Source organism: Mycolicibacterium arcueilense (genome assembly GCF_058536225.1).
On the sequence record NZ_JBZTYL010000036.1, the window covers coordinates 82,317 to 101,231 of the forward strand.

An 18,915-nucleotide genomic window follows, 5' to 3' on the forward strand; every position below is an offset into this window, starting at 1 on the left:
TCAGATGCCGCGCGCAGTCAGGTAGGACGAAGCCGCCATCGCGTCACCGGTCATGTAGCTGGCACCGGACTCGCCGACGCCGACGCCGGAGCGTCCGAGCTCCTCGACACCCTGTGCGGCCATCGTCGAGTGCTGGGCACCGTGGGCGCTGAAGCCGGTCGCGGTCTGCAGCGAAACCGCGTCGGCCGCAGGCGGAATCACCGCCGAGACCAGTGGGGCGGCTGCCGCGTGAGCGGCGGCCAGGCGCGCGGTGAGCGCCTCCACGGCCGCGCTGGCGGCGGTCAATCCTTCTGGAACTACCCGCAATGTCATCAGAATTCCTTTCGCCCGTTGTTCACGGAAAGTGCCGTGTCATCGATGAGTGGGTTGACGAGCTGGACGAACTCGGGTGCGTCACCGTCGCCGAGCAACATGCCGCGCCCCGCCGGGAACCGGGCGAACCGGTGTCCACGGAGCTTGCCGCTGTCGGCCGGATTGCCCGACAGCATCAACGTGGTCGCCTGCAGATCATTGAGGCGACGCAGCAGCGGTGCCGTCATCACGGCGTGGGCCGATCCGGTGGCACGGGCCGTCACGATGACGCGCAGACCCAGATCGGTGGCCTCGGCCAACAATCCGACGATGTTGGTCCACGGACGCTGTCCGGCGAATGGACCGCTGACCGCGGGGCCGTCTGGAATCTGGTCCACGTCGTCGATGATCAGGTAGTGCGTGTGGCCGTCCTGCCCGGACCGCTGGTTCCACGCGCTGAGCTCCTGCGGGCTCAAACCGGCCGGCGGACGGCGCTTCTCGATGAGCGCCGACAGTCCCAGCATCGCGGGCAGCACGCGGTCGATGTTGGCCGTGTACTCGTTGTCCGGGAACAACGGCTCCTCGACCAGATGCAGTCGTCGGTCGATGACGGTGAAGGCCACCTCGTCCGGCCGGGAGTTCTCCCGGATGGTCCGGATGATGTGACGCAGCAGCGTGGTCTTACCCGACTTCGTATCGCCGAACACCGCCAGCAGCGGGTTGTGCTTGAAGTCCAGCACCACCGGTGCCAGATCCTCTTCACGCTGCCCGATGACCACCTGTTCGGCGGCCGGGTACAGCGGGGCCAGCGCGGCGGGGGCCAGCGCGGTCGGCAGCAGCCGCACCGGGGGTGCACTCTGGCCCGGGTAGCGGGCGTTGATGACGGCGATGTCGCTCAGCTGCGGCTCGGCGAACAGGAAGTGTTCGGCGGCCATGGTCAGGCCGCGGCCCGGCTGATCGGCGGGCACCGACTCGGCCGGCCGGCGCAGCGCACCCACCACCCGCACGATGCTGTCGTGGCTGTCGTGCAGTTTGAGCTCGAGTCGCAGACCCAGGCCGTCACGCATCGCCAACGGCACCTCCAGCCAGTTCGGCGTGGTGATCACGACGTGGATGCCGTAGGCAAGGCCAGTGTTGGCCAGCTCGGTCACCTTGGCCAGCAACGGGTTACGCGTATTGAACGTGTCGGTGTTGTCGCGGCTGAACGCGTACAGGTTGTCGATGATCAAGAAGACCTCGCCATACCCGTCTGCGTAACTACCCACCCGGCTCACGGCGCCCTGCCGCTGGCGGGCCTGCAGCAGCTGCTCGAGCTCGCCGAAGGTACGCCGGATGCGCTCGGGCTCCAGCGGGGTGGCCACACTGCCGACGTGGGCCAGACCCTCCAGGCCGGCGAGCTGTCCGCCGCCGTAGTCCAGGCAGTAGAAGCTGACCTCGCTCGGCGAGTGCAGCGCTGCGGCCGACAGGACGAAGGTCTGCAACGCGGTCGACTTGCCCGAGCGCGGACCGCCGTGGATCAGCACGTTGGCTGCCGACGAGTTGGCGTCGAACACCAGGGCGTCGCGACGCATCTCGAACGGCTTGTCGATCTCGCCGAGCGGCCAACGCAGTTGACCGGGCTCCACCTCGGTGCGGGCCAGCACGTCGTCCAGGGCGATCGCGCCATCCAGCGGCGGCAGCCACAGCTTCGGTGCCTGCGGGCCGTAGGTGGCCAACTGGTCGCCGATGGTGGCGATCAGCTTGCGCGGCGGCAGCACGTCGATCTCGGGCTCGTTCGTGACGATCACGGTATCGGGTTCAGGCTCCACCCGCGAGGCCGTGAACAGCTGCGGCTGCGGCAGTGCCCGGACCACGATCGACTTCTCGGCCCGCGGCGGGTCGTAGATGCCGTCGACATAGGTGCTCCGGAACTTGACCGGCACCGCACCAGGGGCGGGCACCAGGAAGCCCTCGCCCTTGTGCTCGCGGCCCGATTCGATGTGATAGGCGTCCTCGACCCCGATGATCTGGCGAGAGATGCTGGGGCTGGCCACCTTCAGGCCGATCCGGTACGACGTGTTCTTGTCGATGTCCTTGATGCGGCCCACGTCGAGGGTCTGCGACGCGAACAGGATGTGGATCCGGAACGAGCGGCCCTTGCGCGCAACGTAATCGAACAGGTCCGCGTACTCGGGATGCTCGGCGAGCATCAACGTGAACTCGTCGGCGACCACGAACAGTGTCGGCATCGGCGGCAGGTCATGCCCGGCGGCGATCGCGGCCTCGTACTCGGTCACCGAGTTGAAGGCGCTGCCCTGCACCCGGCGGCCGGCCTCCTTGAGCAGCTGCTCACGGCGGGCCACCTCACCGCGCAGGGTGTCGGCGAACCGGTCGGCCAGCGACCGCTTCTCGGCCATGTTCGAGATGACCGCGACGACCTGCGGGAAGTTGCGGAAGATGTCGGCTCCGGCCTCACCCTTGAAGTCGGCGTAGATCACGATGAGCCGGTCGGCGGAGTGAGTGGTCAACAGCGACAACAGGATCGACATCAGGGTCTGGGACTTGCCCGAGCCCGTCATACCGATCATCAGGCCGTGCGGGCCCATGCCGCCCTCGGCTTCGTCCTTGAGGTCGAAGTACAGCGGTTCGCCGGTGGCGGTGACGCCGATCGGAACCCGCAGCTCGTCGTCACGGTTACGCGGGGCCCACAGGCTGGCCACGTCCAGGGCCGAGGCATCCGGGATGTCGAGCAGCGTGCCGAAGGTGGCACCGCCGGTGGCGGTGGAGCGCACGTAACCGGGGTTGGAGTCCCAACGCGACAACCGCCGCGCGATGTGGGCGGCCTCGGCGGCCGACATCGTGTCAGCCTGACCGACGTAGGGCTGCCAGCCGCTGCTCTGCCACCGCTCGATCCGGCCCTCGGTGACCCGCAGGATGGGCCGCTCGGGATCCGGGTACTGCTCACGGTTCGGCAGCTTGTCGCTGCGGTGGATCACGGTCACGCCGGTCAGCCCGGGCTTCCGCGCGATGTCATCGGGATCGGCCTCGGGATCGTCGAGGACGACCAGCAGGTGCTTGAGCACCTGGTCCGCCTCGGCCGGGAACGCGGGCCGGCCGACCAGGGCCGAGTCGAGGTGCTCGCGCAGCTCGGCGACACCGGTGGTCAGGTACCGGGCCGGGCCGACACCGTCGGCCTGCGACGGGATATCCACGTGCGGAAGCCACTTCAGCCACGACCAGGCGTCGGAATCGATGTCGGGAGAGGCCAGCGCCACCCCGAGCATGGTCGGATCGTGCCAGGTGACGGCCTGGGCGATCCAGGCCCGCAACGCATCCCGGACTTCCTCGGCCTCACCGATCACGGTGATCCGGGCGAGCTTGGTGACGTCGATGCCGGTCGGGGCATCACGCACGGTGCGCTGCACGTCGAGCAGACCGCGAAGGGTGCTGTGCGACACCGGTTCCAGGTCGATCTCGTCGGCGGTGTCCTTGACCTTGAGCGCGGCATCCAGCGGCACATCGTGCAATCCGGCGCGCAGCACCAGGAAGTCGCTGTCGCGCGGATCGCGTTCCCACTGCCTGCGCGTGCCCGGGACGGAGGCCAGATCTGCAGGCTCCGGGTGTGACCACTCCAGCGCCTTGCGCTGCTCGGCGGCATGGGCACGGACGTTGTCGCGCACCACCGACAGGTAGCGCAGGTAGTCGGCGCGTTCGGCGTCGACCTCCTCGGTGCGCATCTTGTTGCCGCCGCGGTAGAGCGCGGTGGCGGCCAGCAGCAGCACGAACGGGAAGAACAGCATCGTCGGCGAGATCATCTTCATGCCGGTGGCGAACAGGGCCACGATCATGCCCACGATCAGGATGACGATCAGGTAAGGCAGCACCCGGCGCAGCAGTGACGGCGGGACCATCCGCTCCAACTGGGGCGGCGGCTCGATCGTGATGGTGCCCTTGCGGGTGGTCGGCGGGGCCAGCCTGCGCTGGTGCTCGAAGATCAGCCGGCTCATCGGGTCGTCGCCTCCAGGCGTGCAGCATTTGCGTTGGGCGACAGCGCATCGTGTGCGGTCAGGGCGTCGCCACGGGACAGGGTCGGACCGGCCGCGAACTGCGTCAGGATCGACCACGGAATGGGCAGGGCCGGGGAGGTGAGGCCAAGCGCCTCGACAACTTTGGCGTCGCCGGCGGTGTCGATGCCGTAGCGGACACCGGTGTCGCTGACCCAGAACAAAGAGCCTGCGGTCGGCGAGCCCGGCTCGGCCCCGACAGTCTGGACGAAGTAGCCGCTGCCCGGAGTGAGCGCGACCCGGTTGGCGGCGCCGTTACTGCCCGCTCCGACCAGGTCGACAGTGTGCAGGCCGTCCGGCACCGGCAACGCCGCACCGGAGAGGACCGACAGCTTGCTCTCGGTGGCACCCGTCGGCTTGATCCACTGGGCACAGGTCACCGGAGCAGTCGACGGCGCGACCAGCTTGACCGGAGCCTCCGGGTAGCCGGCGGTGTCGATGGCGTGCGACACGGGCATCCGCGACACCTCGTCGGGCCCGATCCGCGGCGCCTGGTCCAGGCCATAGGAGTTGGTGTTGCGCAGGATTGCGGCCAGTACCGGCGAGACCGGCTGCAGGCCGTCATTGAGCACCGCGTAGTAGCGGGCGGTGTTGTCGGCGTCGTAGGCCGCCACCACGCCACCGACGGGCACCTGGGTCGACAGCTCGTAGCTCGTCGGCGCACCGGCGTCGGCGATGTGCGGAGCCGCCAGCGCCGGGGCTTCGGGGATCGCATTGAACAGGCCGGCCGCGATGGGTCGCGGCGTGGGGATCTGTCCGCCGAGACCGAGGGCATCGGTGACGGCGCGGTTGGCCAGATCGACCGGGCTGCGTTTGCCGGCCCACAGCAGCCAGTCGCCCGGCGTCGGGCCCTCGCTGTTGTGCACCAGGACGGCCGCATCCGACGTCAGCGTCAGAGCACGCTCACCGCCCGACGCGAGGGTGCCGGCAATGACCGTCACACCGGCATTGGCGCCCGAAACCGCGTCGCACACAGTCCAATCCGCGTCGGTGCTGGTGCTCTGCACCATCCGCTCGGGCGCACCGGCGATGCCCAGCAGGTTGCCGCGCGGGAACTTGTCGATCTCACTGGTCTTGACCGTGCTCGGGTTGTCCGACTTGCCGGTGATCAACCGCGCCGAGGTCAGGTTGAGCACGGGATGCAGCTGCTCCCCCACCCGCACATACAGCGCGGCCGTGGACCGGTCGGCGAGAACGGCATCGTTTCCGGCAGCCCCGCCCGGACGGAACAACGAGAACAGGAAACAGCCGATCAGGCCGGTGATCATGATCAAGGCACCGGTCAGCACCGCCCGGCTCTGCGTACGCAGCGGGTCGACCAGCATGCGGGTGTCGTGCAGCGCCACGCCAGAAGCGATGCGGCGCATGACGAATCGCCAGCCGGTGACCTGGTTCTTGGTGACGAAGCCACGCCGGTACTGCACCCCGTCAGGGTTCTCGTTGTTGGGCGTGCGGGAGCTGAACGAACGACGCTCGTCCGGTCCGGGCGCGGTCATGCGGGCACCGTCAGCCCCAGGCCGCGCAGCAGCGGGCCGGCCGAACTGTTCACGTCACCGGCGGTGATCGTCATCATTTCCTCGTCGGTGAAGTCGTCGTGGTCGGAATGGTCGAGGCGGTACTCGCGCTCCTCCTCGGAACGCTCGACCAGGTTGCGGACGAAGCGGCCGTTGCCCGCGATGTCCAGGCTGCGCCGCGGCACACCTTGGGCGTCGGGCGTGGTGGCCTCGGCCAGGTAGCCGAACAGCCGCTCCATCTCGTCGTGCGCGGTCTTCTCGAACGTGCTGTCCCGCTTCTCGGCCATCCGCTCGGCGATCTCGACGAGTTCGGACGAGGAGTAGGACGGGAAGTCGATGCTGCGGGTGAAGCGCGAGCGCAGACCTTCGTTGGTGTCGAGGAACATGTCGAGGTCCTTGCGGTACCCCGCGACGATCACGACCAAGCGGTCACGGTCGTTCTCCATGCGCGCCAGCAGCGTGTCGATGGCGACCAGGCCGAAGTCGTTCTTGGCGCCGGTGGACACCAGGGCATAGGCCTCGTCGAGGAACAGCACGCCGTCGAGCGCACTGTCGATGATGGCGTTGGTCTTGGCCTCGGTCTCACCGATGTGCTGGCCGATCAGGTCGGCACGGTGCACCTCACGGACCGTCTCCTTCTTGAGAAGTCCGAGGCCGCAATAGATCTTGGCGACGACGCGGGCGATGGTGGTCTTACCCGTTCCGGGCGGCCCGGCGAACACGAGGTGGTTGGTGCGCTGAGCGACGGCCAGCCCGCGCTCCTGGCGGCGGATCGACATGGCGACCGAGCTCTTCAGCCGCGCTACCTGGAACTTCACTTCTTCCAGGCCGATGAACTCGGCGAGCTCGGCTTCGGCCTCGACGAGCAGGTGCGCCTTGCGTTCCTTGGCACCCGGGTCGACGAAGTCGGACTCCGACGGTTCGGTCTCCGGGTCCCACGGATCGGTACGCGCGTCGATGCGGGCGGCATTGGTGAGGAGCAGCCCGAAAGTCGGATCCGACAGGGCCTCTTCAACCTGCTTGTTCTCCGGGTGGGCGGCGAAGAGGTCCTGCAGCACCTCGCTCGCGTCTTCGTCCTCGCCCTGCCCGCGCAGCGTCAGCGCCTTGGCGAGCGCGCCGTCGAGCGCGGCCACCGTGATCGGGCCGGACGGGTCCTCCAGGTACGACAGCGCGGGCGCCAGCATGCCGAGCCGGGCCAGCGCGATGCCCAGGGTGACGCGGGCGGCGTGCGCAGTGACCTCGTCGAGCGACGGGTTGGTGACCACCGGGGTGAGCAGCCGCACCACGTCGTTCCAGCGCTGGGCCCGGTGGTTGATCGCCACGCGCAGCCAGGTGGCGTTCAGCCAACCCGGCCGGCGAGCGAGGAGATCGCCAACGAGCGCGTCCGCCTCGGCGAGTTCACCCTGGGCGGCGCGGCGTGCCGCGTAGGCCAGCTGGAAGTCGTCGACCTCACTGGCGCGGAACTGTAGATACAGCCCACTGTCATAGGTGAAACCGAGGTCACCGGCAGCCAGGTCGATCTCGCGCTGGAGCAGACCGGCGCTGGCCCGGGTGCGCCACACCGCGTCGATGACCGCACCGGACACGTCGCCCGCGGCGGCCAGGCCCGTCCAGGCGTCACAGTGGTCGTGCGCGATGTGTGCCAATCCAGCAAAGCCGGACCGGGCTGCGGTGAGGTCGGCCGGCCGCTGCCGGTCGTTCACCGTCAGGCCCAGCGCACGACAACATGTGGCGAAACGGCTGATCACATCGCGATCGAGCCGGGGCGCTCCCTGAGGCGGAGCCGCAAGCGTGTCACTACCCATATGCGTGCACGGGAGCGACTAAGCCCCCGAATCTCTCCCTTATGTATGGCTAAGCTAACTTTTGCTGAAGTTAGCATTGCATAACTTAACTGTCGAGAGGCACGTACTCGGGCTAGCTCGTGAACTGCCTCACCTTTTGGTCGCGGCGACCAAGGTGATAGTTCCCGTCATCAGGCCTGCTTCGGAGTCCGGAGCAGGCACAGGCCGGCCGGCGCCGGTCAGATAGTCGTGCAGCGGAGTCTCAGCGGCTTCCCAGCCACGCTCGCCGAACCACCGCTGCGCGGGCGCGTGCTGCTGGTTGTACACGAGAGTGAAGAAGGCGTTCTCCTCTCCGGAGGAGACGGCTTCGGCGCGCTTGGCCTGGAATGCCTCGTCCGGCATCGGGATCGCTTCCTCGATGCCGACGAAGCTGCCCGGCGCGGCCAGCGCGTCAATTCCAGCAAACAGCCGTTCCTGTGCTGTGGCAGGCAGATAGATCAACAGTCCCTCGGCGATCCAGGCCGACGGCCGCGCCGGGTCGAAGCCGCTCTCCTGCAGCGCGCGCGGCCAGTCGTCGCGCAGATCGATCGCCACCTCGCGCCGCTCGGCCGTCGGCGCCTCACCCAGCCGCTCGATGGTGTCGCGCTTGAACTCGAGCACCCGGGGCTGATCCAACTCGTAGACCACGGTGCCGTCGGCCCACGGCAGGCGGTAGGCCCGTGAGTCCAGGCCGGCCGCCAGCAGCACGACCTGCTTGACCCCGGCGTCGATGGCCCGGGTGAAGTACTCGTCGAAGAACTTGGTGCGGGCGCCCTGGAAGTTGACGAAGCTCTCGCCGAATTCGGTCTGCAGCGGATGCTCGGGGTCGGTGCCCTCGACCGCCGTCGTCCATTCGCCACCGACCGCGCGACAGAACACCTCGGCATACTTGTCGACGGCAAGCGGATCGGACTTCTGCGCCTCCAATGCTCTTGAGGCAGCGACGAATAACGCTGTCGAACCTACGCTCGTGGTGATGTCCCAGTTGTCATTGTCTGTACGCACCCGCGCGAGGGTACGCCGCGAGCCTGACAGCTACACCAACGGACGGCCGGTGCGGATCCGCCAGTCGAGGTCTTTGAGCAGCACATTGAACGGGAACTGCCGCAGGACCGAGGGCAGCAGGTCGTTGATCGTGCGGAGCACTTTGATCAGCTGGTCGAACCGCTTCTGACTCTTGGCATCCCACGGCAACCGCATCTCCTCACGGAACCGCTGCGGCAGGAATCCCGTGGTGATCAGCAGGGCCACTGCATCGAGCCGACGCTGCACGAAGCGGGGCAGCACCGGGTTCTTGGGCCGTCCCGCCGCGATCGGATACAGATAGCCGCGCACGGTGTCGTCGATGTGCAGCTTTTCCAGGGATTCCTCCCAGTACCGGTCGAACGCAGCCCGGTCGGCCGGCCACATCGACTCGGGCACCTGCAGTGTGGTGCCCATCGTGACACTGTCGCGGTAGTGCTGGTCGGCGGTCTCGTCGTCCAGCTCGCCGATGAACATCCGGAACACGTCGACGCCGCCCTTGTAGAGGCAGGCAGCCACCCAGAGCTGGAGGTTCTTGTCGAACGCGTTGTACTTCACCGGGCTGTCCTCGGTGGAGTACACCTGCGCGTGCGCCTTGTTGACCGCACGCCGGTAGGCCGACTTCTGTGCGTCGCTGCCGCGGGTGGCCACGGCCAGGTAGGTGAAGGTGGTCCTGGCCCGCTTGATCGGGTGCAGATCGGTGCGGCCGCTCTCGACGCGGCTCTCGACCACGCCGTAGCCGACGCCGGGGTTGGCCAGCTGCATGATCACGTTGGCCGGGCCGGCCAGCAGTGCCACGCCCATCAGCCCGTCGTCGAAGCTCGCGCCGCGCCGGCGCTTGGGCGCGGCGCCGGGCCGCGGCGACTCGTTCATCGGCCGCTCGACGTGCGGGATCGGTTCGCTGACCGTCATGGCCACCCCTTCTAGAAACTGAGAACCTGTGTTTCCTGATACTGGCCCGCCGGAGTGACAGGTGTCAAGATGTGGGGGTGAAGCAGGTCCGCCCGTACCGCGGCGTCGAAGCCGCCGACCGCCTGGCGCAGCGCCGCAGCCAGCTGCTGGAGGCCGGGCTGGATCTGCTGGGAGCCGAAGACGCCGAGGTCACCGTGCGGGCGGTGTGCCGCACCGCCGGTTTGGCCGCGCGGTATTTCTACGAGAGCTTCACCGACAAGAACGACTTCATCGCCGCGGTCTATGACTGGGTGATCGCCGATATCGCGACCTCGACACAGGCGGCCGTCGCGGCCGTTCCGCTGGCCGATCAGACCACCGCCGGGATGACCAACATCGTGCATCTGATCGCCAAAGACCCGCGGATCGGCCGGCTGCTGTTCAGCGTCAAGCTGTCCAACGAGGTACTGGCACGCAAGCGCGCCGAGTCCACCGCGCTCTTCGCCACCCTGCTCGGTCAGCACGCCGGCGATGCCCTGCAGCTGCGCGCGAACGACTACCTGCGGGCCACTTCCCATTTCGCGGTCGGCGGCGTCACCCAGACCATCAGCGCGTGGTTGTCCGGCGAGATCACCTACTCCCCCGAACAACTCATCGACCAGTTGCGTTCGATGCTCGACGCACTGGCCGGAATGCAGCAGCCAGGGGATTGAGGTGGCCGGCCCGGTATTGCTACGTCCGAGCCCACCGCTGGCCGCCCATGTTCAGTTCTTCGGATACTGGCACAACGCGCAGTCGACGACCCATCACAGCCGTGCCCTCCCCCGCGGCGCCGCCACCGTGATCATCGATCTCGGTTCCCGCGAGCGGGTCGATTTCTTCGCCGCCGATGGCACCACCCGTCTCGACGTCGGGACCGCCTTCATCGCCGGGGCCGGTGTGACCTCGTACGTCACCCAGATCGATCCGTCGCAGACCGTGCTGACCATCCATTTCCGTCCCGGTGGCGCGTCGGCGTTCCTGCCGGCGCCGCAGGACGACCTGGAGGACCACTGTGTGGACCTGGACACGATCTGGGGTCGCGACGCATCGACCCTGCGCGCCCGACTGATCGACGTGTCCTCGGCTGGGTCGAGGGTGGCGCTGGTGGAGTCATTTCTGCTGGCGCGCATGAGATCCCGCGATCTCGCCGTCGGTGCGGTCTTGCTCGCGGCCGAACGTCAACCCTCGCTGCGGGTGGCCGAGGCGTCGGCCCTGACCGGGTTGTCGGCCCGACGGCTGATCGCGTCTTTCCGCGCCGAGGTGGGCCTGACGCCCAAGACCTATCTGCGGGTGCGTCGGTTCCAGGCGGCCATGAGGCTGTTGGACGCCGGCGACGCCAACGGTGCCCGGATCGCGGCCGATCTGGGCTACTTCGACCAGGCGCATCTCGTCCGCGAGTTCCGATCGTTCACCGCGATGACGCCCACCCAGTACGCCCAGCGCCGCACCCCGCTGCCGAGTCATATCGGGATCAACCCACACCGGTGAATCGGCGCGTCTCCCCCGGCGCCCAGCCCGGATCTCCCGTGGTGGCGTAACGGACCCAGGCACCGTGCATCTCGGCGGCCAATGCCGCCGGAGGCTCGCCGGGCCCCAGCAGGGCACCGGGGCCACGTACCGACTCCAGGCCGGTGCGTTCGAAGACGAACGGCAGTTCCACGGCGTGAGCCGCGCCCAGCCTGCCGTCCACTGCTTCTGAGCGCCAACTGAATTCGTAACGATGCGCCGCACCATGGGCTTGAGCCGTGCGGTCACTGCCCGTGCGGAACAACGCGTCGCCCAGGATTGCCGAGCGCAGCTGACCCCAGCCCGCCCGGGGGAAGCGGGAGCGGTACCGCTGGACCACGGCGGCCGGGTCGGCGTCGACCTGCGCGGCGAGCCGCTCGACGTCGTCGCGGGTCGAGGAGTCGAAGGTTCCCTGCGGAACCAGGTACAGGTTGCCCTCTTCGGTGTTGGTCCCGATCAGCAGGCCCACGGCCGGATTGAGCTGCCGTGCAGGCTGTTCGGTCAGCACCAGACCGAACGGGCTCAACCCCAGCAGTGGGTCGAAACGTCCTTCGGTGCGCAGATCAAGCCGCGCCAGCTCGGGGATCGCCTCGACCAGCTGTTCATCGGAGAGGGCGTCAAATCCGGTGACCGTGGCCTCGACGTCGAGAACCTTGGCGGCCGCCCGGCTGACCCGTTCGGCCTGCTCCGGATGGAACGCACCGAAGCCGTTGCCGCTCTCCATGATTGCGCGCCGGATCAGCTTGTCCGCGCCGGGTGCGGCCAGGGCTCCGGCGGTGATCGTCGCACCGGCGGACTGGCCGAACAGGGTGACGTTGCCGGGATCACCACCGAAGGCCTCGATGTTGGCCTGCACCCACTCCAGCGCGGCCAGCACGTCGAGCAGGCCGCGGTTGGGTGCCGCGCCGGGCAGGTCGAGAAATCCGGTGATGCCCAGCCGGTGGGTGACCGTCACCAACACCACGCCGTCGCGGGCGAAGGCGGTGCCGTCGTAGAGCGGTGAATGGGTGGAGCCCGCCACGAAACCGCCGCCGTGGACGAACACCATGACCGGGCATCGCCGTGCGTCCGGCGGAACCCAGAGGTTGACCGTGAGGTAGTCCGAACCACGCGTCCACCCCGGCCCGAAGAACGGTGACATATCCAAGCGCCCGAAGCCGTTTCGACGTGGCTGTGGCGCCGTCGGCCCGAGTCGGGTCGCATCGCGCACGCCGCGCCACGGCTCGTGTGCCGCCGGGGCCGCGAAGCGACCGGTGATGCTGGGCGGTGTGGCGTACGGGATCCCGAGGAAGGCCGAGCCGTTGACGGTGCGGATTCCCCGCACCGTCCCGGTGGCGGTGTCGACGGTCGGGTCGATCATGCTGTCACCCGCTCGAACGCTGCCCATTCCTTGACCGCGAATCGGTCCCCGTCCCGCATCACCTCGGCCGCGCCGTGACCGCCGAAATGAGCCGGTATCACCAGCGTGTTGGTATCGGCGGCGTGGCCGAGTACCCGTCGCCGCGATGCCCGCGCCTGTTCGGGATCCTCGCAGTAGCAGCTGTTGACATCGGGTTCAGCGATCTGCAGCGCGGTGTGCATCATGTCGCCGACGAACACCGCCCGGTCACCGCCCGACTGCAACCGGACCACCGCCGAGCCTGGGGTATGTCCGGGAGCCGGCTCCAGGGTGAGGTTGCCGTCGATCAGAAAGCTGTTCTCCCACAATGTGGTCTGACCGGACTCGTGGACCGGCGCGACACTGTCGAGGAAGACGTTGTCCCGTCCCGAGACGGGTGCGCCGCGGTTGGCCGGGTTAAAGAAATCGAAGTCGGCTCGCGGCATCAGGTAGGTGGCGTTGGGGAACGTCGGGACCCAGCTGCCCTCGTCGAGGTAGGTGTTCCAGCCGACGTGATCGATGTGCAGGTGGGTATTGATCACCACGTCGACGTCTTCGGGTGCGACCCCGGCCCGGGCCAGGTTGCCCAGAAAATCAGTGTCCAGGTGATGCCACACCGGGGCGTGCGGCCGCTCCTTGTGGTTGCCCACCCCGGTGTCGACCAGGATGGTGCGGCCCTCGCTGCGCAGCAGCCAGGTCTGGAGGGCCGATACGCAGTCGTCGTGGCCGGGATCGTAGAAATCCGGGGCCAGCCAATCCTCGTTGCGCCGCCACATGTCGTCGCCGCTCTCCGGGAAGAACTCCTGCGGCGACAGCCGCACCGAGCCGTAGTACTCCATGACCCGGGTCACCGTGACGTCGCCCAACACAATCTCGCTCATGCCCCCAGCTTGGGGACGCCCTGACCGGCCAACCAGACCCGCTCGTGCCTACCACTGGCAGTGATAGGCACGCCCCTCGAGCCGGAGGCATAGTGGGCTGATGAGCACCGGACAACTCGGCGAGTTCCTGCGGGCCAGGCGCGGGCGGCTGCATCCGGAGGATGTGGGCCTGGCCCGGTACGGCGAACGACGACGTGTGGCCGGTCTGCGGCGCGAAGAGGTCGCCCAGTTGGCCGGGGTCAGCGTTTCCTACTACACGCGGTTGGAGCAGGGGCAGTCGGGGAATGCCTCGGAGGCGATCCTCGACGCGCTGGCCCGGGCTCTGCAACTCGATGTTCACGAGCAGGCGCATCTGCGGGAGTTGGCGTCCCAGCGCGTACAGCCGCCCCGCCGGCCTCCCGTCGAACGCGTCAGCACCTTTACCCGCGATCTGTTGCGCTCCCTGGACCATCTGCCGGTGCTGGTGATCGGCCGGCGCACTGACGTGCTGGCCTGGAACGAGCTGGGCCACGCCCTGTTGGCCGGCCATCTGGATTTCACCTCGGTGGACCACCCGGCGACCCGGCCCAACCTGGCCCGGCTGCTGTTCCTCGATCCGCACACCCGCGATCTCTACGCGGACTGGGGCCGCAAGGTGCGCACGGTGGTCGGCAGTCTGCGCCGGGCCGCGGGGCGATATCCCGACGATGCACTGCTGTCCGCCCTGATCGGTGAATTGTCGGTCAAGAGCCCGGAATTCGTCGCGCTCTGGGCCGATCACCGGGTCAAGCCGTGCGAGGCCGACTCCTATGAGATGCGTCATCCGCTGGCCGGATCACTCACCGTCACCATGCAGAACCTGGCGATTGCCCGGGACGTCGACCAATCGCTGTGTGTCGTGACGACCGCGGAAGGTTCGAGTTCGGCGGACGCGCTGCAACTCCTCGCGCAGTCGATCCGGGACAAAAATATCCAAGCCCACACCACAGCCGCACGCGCATGATGGCGGCATGACGAACTCTGGACCGACCCCAGGTCAAGCCGTCGCCGATACCGGCGTCCTGGTGGCGGCCATCCGTGCCGAGGAAACCCGCCGCCCCGACCGGCTTTTCGACGATCCCTTCGCGGAGCGGTTGGCAGGGGAAGCGGGTCGGCGGCTGCTCGCCGAGGCGGTCGCCGCCACCGGTGACAAGTCGACATTGCAGATCGTGGTGCGCACCCGGTTCTGGGACGAGGCGCTGTTGAATGTCGTTCCGCCGGTGAAGCAGGTGGTGATCCTCGCCGCCGGTCTGGACGCGCGGGCCTACCGGCTGCCCTGGCCCGACGGCACCACGGTCTTCGAACTCGACCAGCCCGCCGTGATCGCGACCAAGGCCGATCTACTTGCCGGCGACGAGCCACACTGCCGGCGGGTGGCCATCGGCGTCGACCTCACCACGGACTGGACCGATGCCCTGCGGTCCAACGGTTTTGACCCGACGACGCCGTCCGTGTGGTTGATCGAGGGCCTGTTGCAGTACCTCGACGAGGACGCCGTGCACACGGTGTTCGAGCGCGTCGACGCGCTGTCGGCAGCCGGATCGGTCCTGCTGTACGACATCGTCGGCAAGACATTGCTGGACAACGTGATGCTCGCAGCCGTTCGCGAGCAGATGGCCCGTAACGGCGCGCCGTGGCTGTTCGGGACCGACTCCCCGGAGCAATTGTGCGAGCCGCTGGGCTGGTCGGCGGTGGTCACCGACATCGCGGAGCCTGGAAACACGTGGAACCGGTGGTTCGCCGCGGCGGTGCCACTCGACGTCCCAGGGGTACCGCGGGGCTATTTCGTCACCGCCACCAAGTCTTGACGCCTTGACGCCCGGGGGCGGTTGTGGCCCACTTTGTGGCCCGTTGCCGCGGGCCGTTGCCGTTGCCGTTGCCGTTGCCGTTGCCGGCCGTTTGTCACGCTGGAGTGGCTGTCGGGCTCGACGGCCACTCTGGCGTGACAATGTCTGCGGCCAACCCGGCCGACGCACGCCCATTGTCACGTTGGAGTGGCGCTCGACGGCGACAGCCACTCTGGCGTGACAGTGGTGGGCCGGGCGAGGCGGTCGGGCCGGAGCTAGCCGGAGCTAACTACCCGCCGTCACGGGCGGACGACGATCGGCGGCCGTCTTGGGCGGCGTCTGTGCATCGTTGTCGGTGAATTCCTTCGTCCAGCAGGCGAATTCCAGCGTGATCCCGTCGGGGTCGAGAAAGTAGAATGACCGGACGTAGACCCCGGGGTGCACGGTCGCCGACGCCTGCATCGGGCTGTCGTCATGGTTGAGCACCGGGCCGACGCGAACCCCCTTGGCCTTGAGCTTCTGCCGGTATTCGTCAAACTTCTCGGCGGGCACGTGTAGGGCGATGTGGTTCAGCGAGCCGGTGGCGCTGACGAATTCGCCGATGCCGGGAATGGCGGCCGGCGCCGAGATCCCCGGCACGCCGTCGGGGGCGTCGCGGAACCAGAAGAACGCGATGCAGTCCCCGTTGCCGGCGTCGAAGAAGAAGTGCTGTCCCATGTCGCCCGGTAGGTCGAGCGATTTGATCAGGGGCATGCCGAGCACGTTGGTGTAGAAGTCAACGGTGCGTGCCATGTCCGCGCACACCAGGGCCACATGGTTGATTCCGCCGAACTCGAACTCCGAGTTGGGATTGTTGGGCTTGATCACGTGACACACCTCCGGGGCGAACGCGCCAAGGACTGGCGCTGCGGCGAATCTGAATCTAACATCAGATTCAGATGTGATCAATGACCGGGCAAGTTTCCCCAGCCCGCCGGGAGTGAGGAAATCCGTGACCGTCAGTCCCCGCACCCCGTTGCCGACCGCGCGTGGCCGCCAGACCCAGGCGGCGATCGACAATGCGGCCCGTGTGGTGATCGCCCGCAAGGGCATCCTGGCCACGACGATCACCGACATCGCCTCGGAGGCGGGCCGCTCGGCCGCCTCGTTCTACAACTATTACGCCTCGAAAGAGGCCATGGTTCGCGAATGGGCGCTGCGGTTCCGCAACGAGGCCCGCGAGCGGGCACTGCCTGCGACCGCGCCGAATCTGACCAACTGGGAACGCTGCCACCAGGCGGCCTCGGCACACTGGATGACCTACCGGCACCGCCTGGCCGAGATCATCAGCGTCTCCCAGATGGCCATGATCGACGACGACTTCGCCGAATACTGGGACGAGATCTGCCAGCTGCCGATCGCCATGATCACCGAGATGGTCAAACATGCACAGCAGCAAGGCTTCTGCCCCGACGACGACGCCCACCTGACCGCCGTCGCGCTGGTATCGATGCTCAACCAGTTCTGCTACGCGCAACTGTCCGGCGGCCGTGACGCCGTCGGCGACGACGCGGCCTGCATCACCACCCTGGCCAACGTGTTCTACCGGACCATCTACCACGAGGAGACCCCGCGTTTATGAGTACAGCGTCACCGGAAGTGGTCCGCGAGTTCATCGGGCTGGAATCCCCGACTGCCCAGCGCGCCGGGGCCGGCGGGTACCCGTGCCAGGGCCTCTACTACCGCGGCGCGGGACACAAACCCAAGGTGGCCGTGATCGCCACGCACTATCAAATTGACTTTTCCGAGCACTACATCGCGGACTTCCTGGCCCGCAGGGGCATCGGCTTCCTCGGCTGGAACACTCGTTTCCGCGGCTTCGAGAGCAGCTTCCTCTTGGACCACGCGCTGGTCGACATCGGAGTGGGCGTGCGCTGGCTGCGGGAACAGCAGGACATCGAAACCGTTGTCCTGCTCGGCAACTCCGGCGGCGGATCGCTGATGGCCGCCTACCAGTCCCAGGCCGTCGACCCGAACGTGGGGCCGCTGGAGGGCATGCGACCGGCAACCGGCCTGACCGACCTCCCACCTGCCGACGGCTATGTGGCCAGTGCGGCCCATCCGGGACGCCCAGATGTGCTGACCGCCTGGATGGACGCCTCCGTCGTCGACGAGAACGACGCCGTCGCCAGCGACCCCGAACTGGACCTGTTCGATGAGCGCAACCCGGCGCCCTTCTCGGCCGAGTTCGTGGCCCGGTACCGCGCGGCCCAGGTGGCCCGCAACGAGAAGATCACCGACTGGGCCGAGGCCGAGCTCAAACAGATTCAGGCAGAAGGTTATTCGGACCGTCCGTTCACCGTCATGCGTACCTGGGCCGATCCCAGGATGGTCGATCCGGCCATCGAGCCGACCAACCGGCAAGCCAATCTCTGCTACGCGGGAACACCGATCAAGGCCAACCGGTCGGCTCGCGGCATCGCCGCAGCCACCACAGTGCGGAACTGGATCGGGATGTGGAGCCTGCGGCACGCCCAGACCCGGGCCGAGCCGCACCTGGCCCGGATCACCTGCCCGGCCCTGGTGATCAACGCCGACCAGGACACCGGGGTGTACCCGTCGGACGCCAAACGCATCTACGACGCGCTGGCGAGCACGGACAAATCCCAGTCCTCCATCGACACCGATCATTACTTCACCACTGCCGGCGCCCGCGACGAACAGGCCGATACCATCGCCGGATGGATCGCGAAGCGGTGGCGGTGAGCCCCGGCCGGATCAAGGTCCTGGCCCACTTCACTCCCGGTGACAAGGTGCTGGATTTCCTTGCACCTCATCAGGACTGGATCGACGTGACGTTCTGCGCCGAAGACGACGACACCACGTTCTACCGGGAGCTGCCGTCCGCCGAGGTGCTCTGGCACGTGTTACGGCCGGTGTACGGCGACGACCTCCAGCGTGGCCTGCGGTTGCGGCTGGTGCACAAGCTCGGCGCCGGGGTGAACACCATCGACGTCGACACCGCCAGTCGGCTGGGCATCCTGGTGGCCAACATGCCGGGGGCCAATGCCCCTTCGGTGGCCGAGGGCACTGTACTGCTGATGCTGGCCGCATTGCGCCGGTTGCCCGAGCTCGACCGCGCCACCCGGGACGGCAAGGGCTGGCCGTCGGACCACAGCCTGGGCGAGACCGTCCGCGACATCAGCGGGTGCACAGTGGGCTTGCTCGGCTACGGCAACGTCGCGAAGCGGGTCGAGAAAATCGTCATCGCCATGGGCGCCGAGCCGGCACAGGTGCTGCACACCAGCACGCGCGATACCGGTCACCCACGGTGGCGCAGTCTGCCAGACCTGTTGGCCGCCAGCGATATCGTCTCGCTGCATCTCCCGTTGACCGAGGCCACCCAGGGCCTGCTCGACAAGGCGGCCCTGGCGTCGATGAAACCCGGTGCCGTGGTCATCAACACCGCGCGTGGACCGATCATCGACGAGCCCGCCCTGGTCGAAGCGCTGCGCACCGGGCAGCTGGCCGCGGCCGGCCTCGATGTGTTCGCCGAGGAGCCGGTACCGCCCGGCAACCCCCTGCTAGAGCTGCCCAATGTGGTGCTGACACCGCATGTCTCCTGGTACACGGCCGACACCATGCGGCGGTATCTGACCATGGCGGTGGACAACTGCCGACGCATTCACGACGGCGAACCGTTGGTCCACGTAGTTAACGGGGTGAGATGAAGTCTCCG

General features: G+C 67.8%; 16 protein-coding genes. 7 read left to right on the forward strand and 9 right to left on the reverse strand.

The annotated features are described in order from the left end of the window. The 6 genes from AC4LGL_RS30890 to AC4LGL_RS30915 all read right to left on the reverse strand — a co-directional run bounded on the left by AC4LGL_RS30890 (position 1) and on the right by AC4LGL_RS30915 (position 9,606). A complete protein-coding gene (locus AC4LGL_RS30890; protein WP_491842082.1) occupies positions 1–312 on the reverse strand; it encodes a PE family protein in 312 nt (103 codons plus the stop codon). After that, entirely contained in the window at positions 312–4,277 is a 3,966-nt protein-coding gene (gene eccCa / locus AC4LGL_RS30895) for a type VII secretion protein EccCa (RefSeq protein WP_491842083.1), read from the reverse strand. The genes AC4LGL_RS30890 and eccCa overlap by 1 nt, the downstream gene beginning before the upstream one ends. Beyond that, a complete protein-coding gene (eccB, locus tag AC4LGL_RS30900; protein WP_491842084.1) occupies positions 4,274–5,830 on the reverse strand; it encodes a type VII secretion protein EccB in 1,557 nt (518 codons plus the stop codon). Before eccB ends, eccCa begins: the two co-directional genes overlap by 4 nt. Next, positions 5,827–7,596 carry a type VII secretion AAA-ATPase EccA gene (gene eccA, locus AC4LGL_RS30905; RefSeq protein ID WP_491842198.1) on the reverse strand — a complete coding sequence of 590 codons (1,770 nt, stop codon included), beginning with the start codon at positions 7,594–7,596 and terminating at the stop codon, positions 5,827–5,829. The genes eccB and eccA overlap by 4 nt, the downstream gene beginning before the upstream one ends. Before the next feature lie 186 nt (positions 7,597–7,782). Then, positions 7,783–8,676 (reverse strand): class I SAM-dependent methyltransferase, encoded by an 894-nt coding sequence (locus AC4LGL_RS30910; RefSeq protein WP_491842085.1) that lies wholly within the window; start codon positions 8,674–8,676, stop codon positions 7,783–7,785. Between the two features lie 30 nt (positions 8,677–8,706). After that, positions 8,707–9,606, reverse strand: a complete 900-nt coding sequence (locus AC4LGL_RS30915; RefSeq protein ID WP_491842086.1) for an oxygenase MpaB family protein — start codon at positions 9,604–9,606, stop codon at positions 8,707–8,709. 77 nt (positions 9,607–9,683) lie between these two features. Here AC4LGL_RS30915 and AC4LGL_RS30920 point away from each other — a divergent pair, with 77 nt between their 5' ends. Together AC4LGL_RS30920 and AC4LGL_RS30925 are read left to right on the forward strand one after the other, a co-directional pair. Continuing rightward, complete coding sequence (locus AC4LGL_RS30920) at positions 9,684–10,298, forward strand: TetR/AcrR family transcriptional regulator (protein WP_491842087.1); 615 nt, start codon at positions 9,684–9,686, stop codon at positions 10,296–10,298. Between the two features lies 1 nt (position 10,299). After that, positions 10,300–11,115 (forward strand): helix-turn-helix domain-containing protein, encoded by an 816-nt coding sequence (locus tag AC4LGL_RS30925; protein ID WP_491842088.1) that lies wholly within the window; start codon positions 10,300–10,302, stop codon positions 11,113–11,115. Here AC4LGL_RS30925 and AC4LGL_RS30930 read toward each other — a convergent pair. Together AC4LGL_RS30930 and AC4LGL_RS30935 are read right to left on the reverse strand one after the other, a co-directional pair. Further along, positions 11,099–12,493, reverse strand: coding sequence for a carboxylesterase/lipase family protein (locus tag AC4LGL_RS30930; protein ID WP_491842089.1), 1,395 nt, complete (start codon positions 12,491–12,493; stop codon positions 11,099–11,101). The two genes, AC4LGL_RS30925 and AC4LGL_RS30930, sit on opposite strands and share 17 nt — an antisense overlap. Continuing rightward, positions 12,490–13,392: an MBL fold metallo-hydrolase gene (locus tag AC4LGL_RS30935; RefSeq protein ID WP_491842090.1), complete on the reverse strand. Its 903-nt coding sequence runs from the start codon at positions 13,390–13,392 to the stop codon at positions 12,490–12,492. Before AC4LGL_RS30935 ends, AC4LGL_RS30930 begins: the two co-directional genes overlap by 4 nt. Before the next feature lie 100 nt (positions 13,393–13,492). On the opposite strand from AC4LGL_RS30935, the gene AC4LGL_RS30940 reads away from it, so the two are divergent. Next, the gene (locus AC4LGL_RS30940) at positions 13,493–14,374 is read left to right on the forward strand and encodes a helix-turn-helix transcriptional regulator (protein ID WP_491842091.1); all 882 of its coding nucleotides are present in this window, start codon (positions 13,493–13,495) and stop codon (positions 14,372–14,374) included. A 7-nt stretch (positions 14,375–14,381) separates the two neighbouring features. After that, positions 14,382–15,218, forward strand: a complete 837-nt coding sequence (locus AC4LGL_RS30945) for an SAM-dependent methyltransferase (protein ID WP_491842092.1) — start codon at positions 14,382–14,384, stop codon at positions 15,216–15,218. Positions 15,219–15,482: 264 nt separating this feature from the next. Here AC4LGL_RS30945 and AC4LGL_RS30950 read toward each other — a convergent pair whose 3' ends face one another. Then, positions 15,483–16,064, reverse strand: coding sequence for a VOC family protein (locus AC4LGL_RS30950; RefSeq protein ID WP_064881562.1), 582 nt, complete (start codon positions 16,062–16,064; stop codon positions 15,483–15,485). 124 nt (positions 16,065–16,188) lie between these two features. On the opposite strand from AC4LGL_RS30950, the gene AC4LGL_RS30955 reads away from it, so the two are divergent. The 3 genes from AC4LGL_RS30955 to AC4LGL_RS30965 are packed head-to-tail and all read left to right on the forward strand — an operon-like array spanning position 16,189 to position 18,907. Further along, positions 16,189–16,818: a TetR/AcrR family transcriptional regulator gene (locus tag AC4LGL_RS30955; protein WP_491842093.1), complete on the forward strand. Its 630-nt coding sequence runs from the start codon at positions 16,189–16,191 to the stop codon at positions 16,816–16,818. Continuing rightward, positions 16,815–17,942: an alpha/beta hydrolase family protein gene (locus tag AC4LGL_RS30960; protein ID WP_491842094.1), complete on the forward strand. Its 1,128-nt coding sequence runs from the start codon at positions 16,815–16,817 to the stop codon at positions 17,940–17,942. The genes AC4LGL_RS30955 and AC4LGL_RS30960 overlap by 4 nt, the downstream gene beginning before the upstream one ends. After that, the gene (locus tag AC4LGL_RS30965; RefSeq protein WP_491842095.1) at positions 17,918–18,907 is read left to right on the forward strand and encodes a 2-hydroxyacid dehydrogenase; all 990 of its coding nucleotides are present in this window, start codon (positions 17,918–17,920) and stop codon (positions 18,905–18,907) included. The genes AC4LGL_RS30960 and AC4LGL_RS30965 overlap by 25 nt, the downstream gene beginning before the upstream one ends. Positions 18,908–18,915 lie beyond the last annotated feature (8 nt).

What these genes read in the sequence shown, in the direction of transcription:
- AC4LGL_RS30890 (WP_491842082.1), bottom strand. Translation starts at nt 312, where the DNA reads ATGACATTGCGGGTAGTTCCAGAAGGATTGACCGCCGCCAGCGCGGCC.
- eccCa (WP_491842083.1), bottom strand. Translation starts at nt 4,277, where the DNA reads ATGAGCCGGCTGATCTTCGAGCACCAGCGCAGGCTGGCCCCGCCGACC.
- eccB (WP_491842084.1), bottom strand. Translation starts at nt 5,830, where the DNA reads ATGACCGCGCCCGGACCGGACGAGCGTCGTTCGTTCAGCTCCCGCACG.
- AC4LGL_RS30915 (WP_491842086.1), bottom strand. Translation starts at nt 9,606, where the DNA reads ATGACGGTCAGCGAACCGATCCCGCACGTCGAGCGGCCGATGAACGAG.
- AC4LGL_RS30930 (WP_491842089.1), bottom strand. Translation starts at nt 12,493, where the DNA reads ATGATCGACCCGACCGTCGACACCGCCACCGGGACGGTGCGGGGAATC.
- AC4LGL_RS30935 (WP_491842090.1), bottom strand. Translation starts at nt 13,392, where the DNA reads ATGAGCGAGATTGTGTTGGGCGACGTCACGGTGACCCGGGTCATGGAG.
- AC4LGL_RS30940 (WP_491842091.1), top strand. Translation starts at nt 13,493, where the DNA reads ATGAGCACCGGACAACTCGGCGAGTTCCTGCGGGCCAGGCGCGGGCGG.
- AC4LGL_RS30945 (WP_491842092.1), top strand. Translation starts at nt 14,382, where the DNA reads ATGACGAACTCTGGACCGACCCCAGGTCAAGCCGTCGCCGATACCGGC.
- AC4LGL_RS30960 (WP_491842094.1), top strand. Translation starts at nt 16,815, where the DNA reads ATGAGTACAGCGTCACCGGAAGTGGTCCGCGAGTTCATCGGGCTGGAA.
- AC4LGL_RS30965 (WP_491842095.1), top strand. Translation starts at nt 17,918, where the DNA reads ATGGATCGCGAAGCGGTGGCGGTGAGCCCCGGCCGGATCAAGGTCCTG.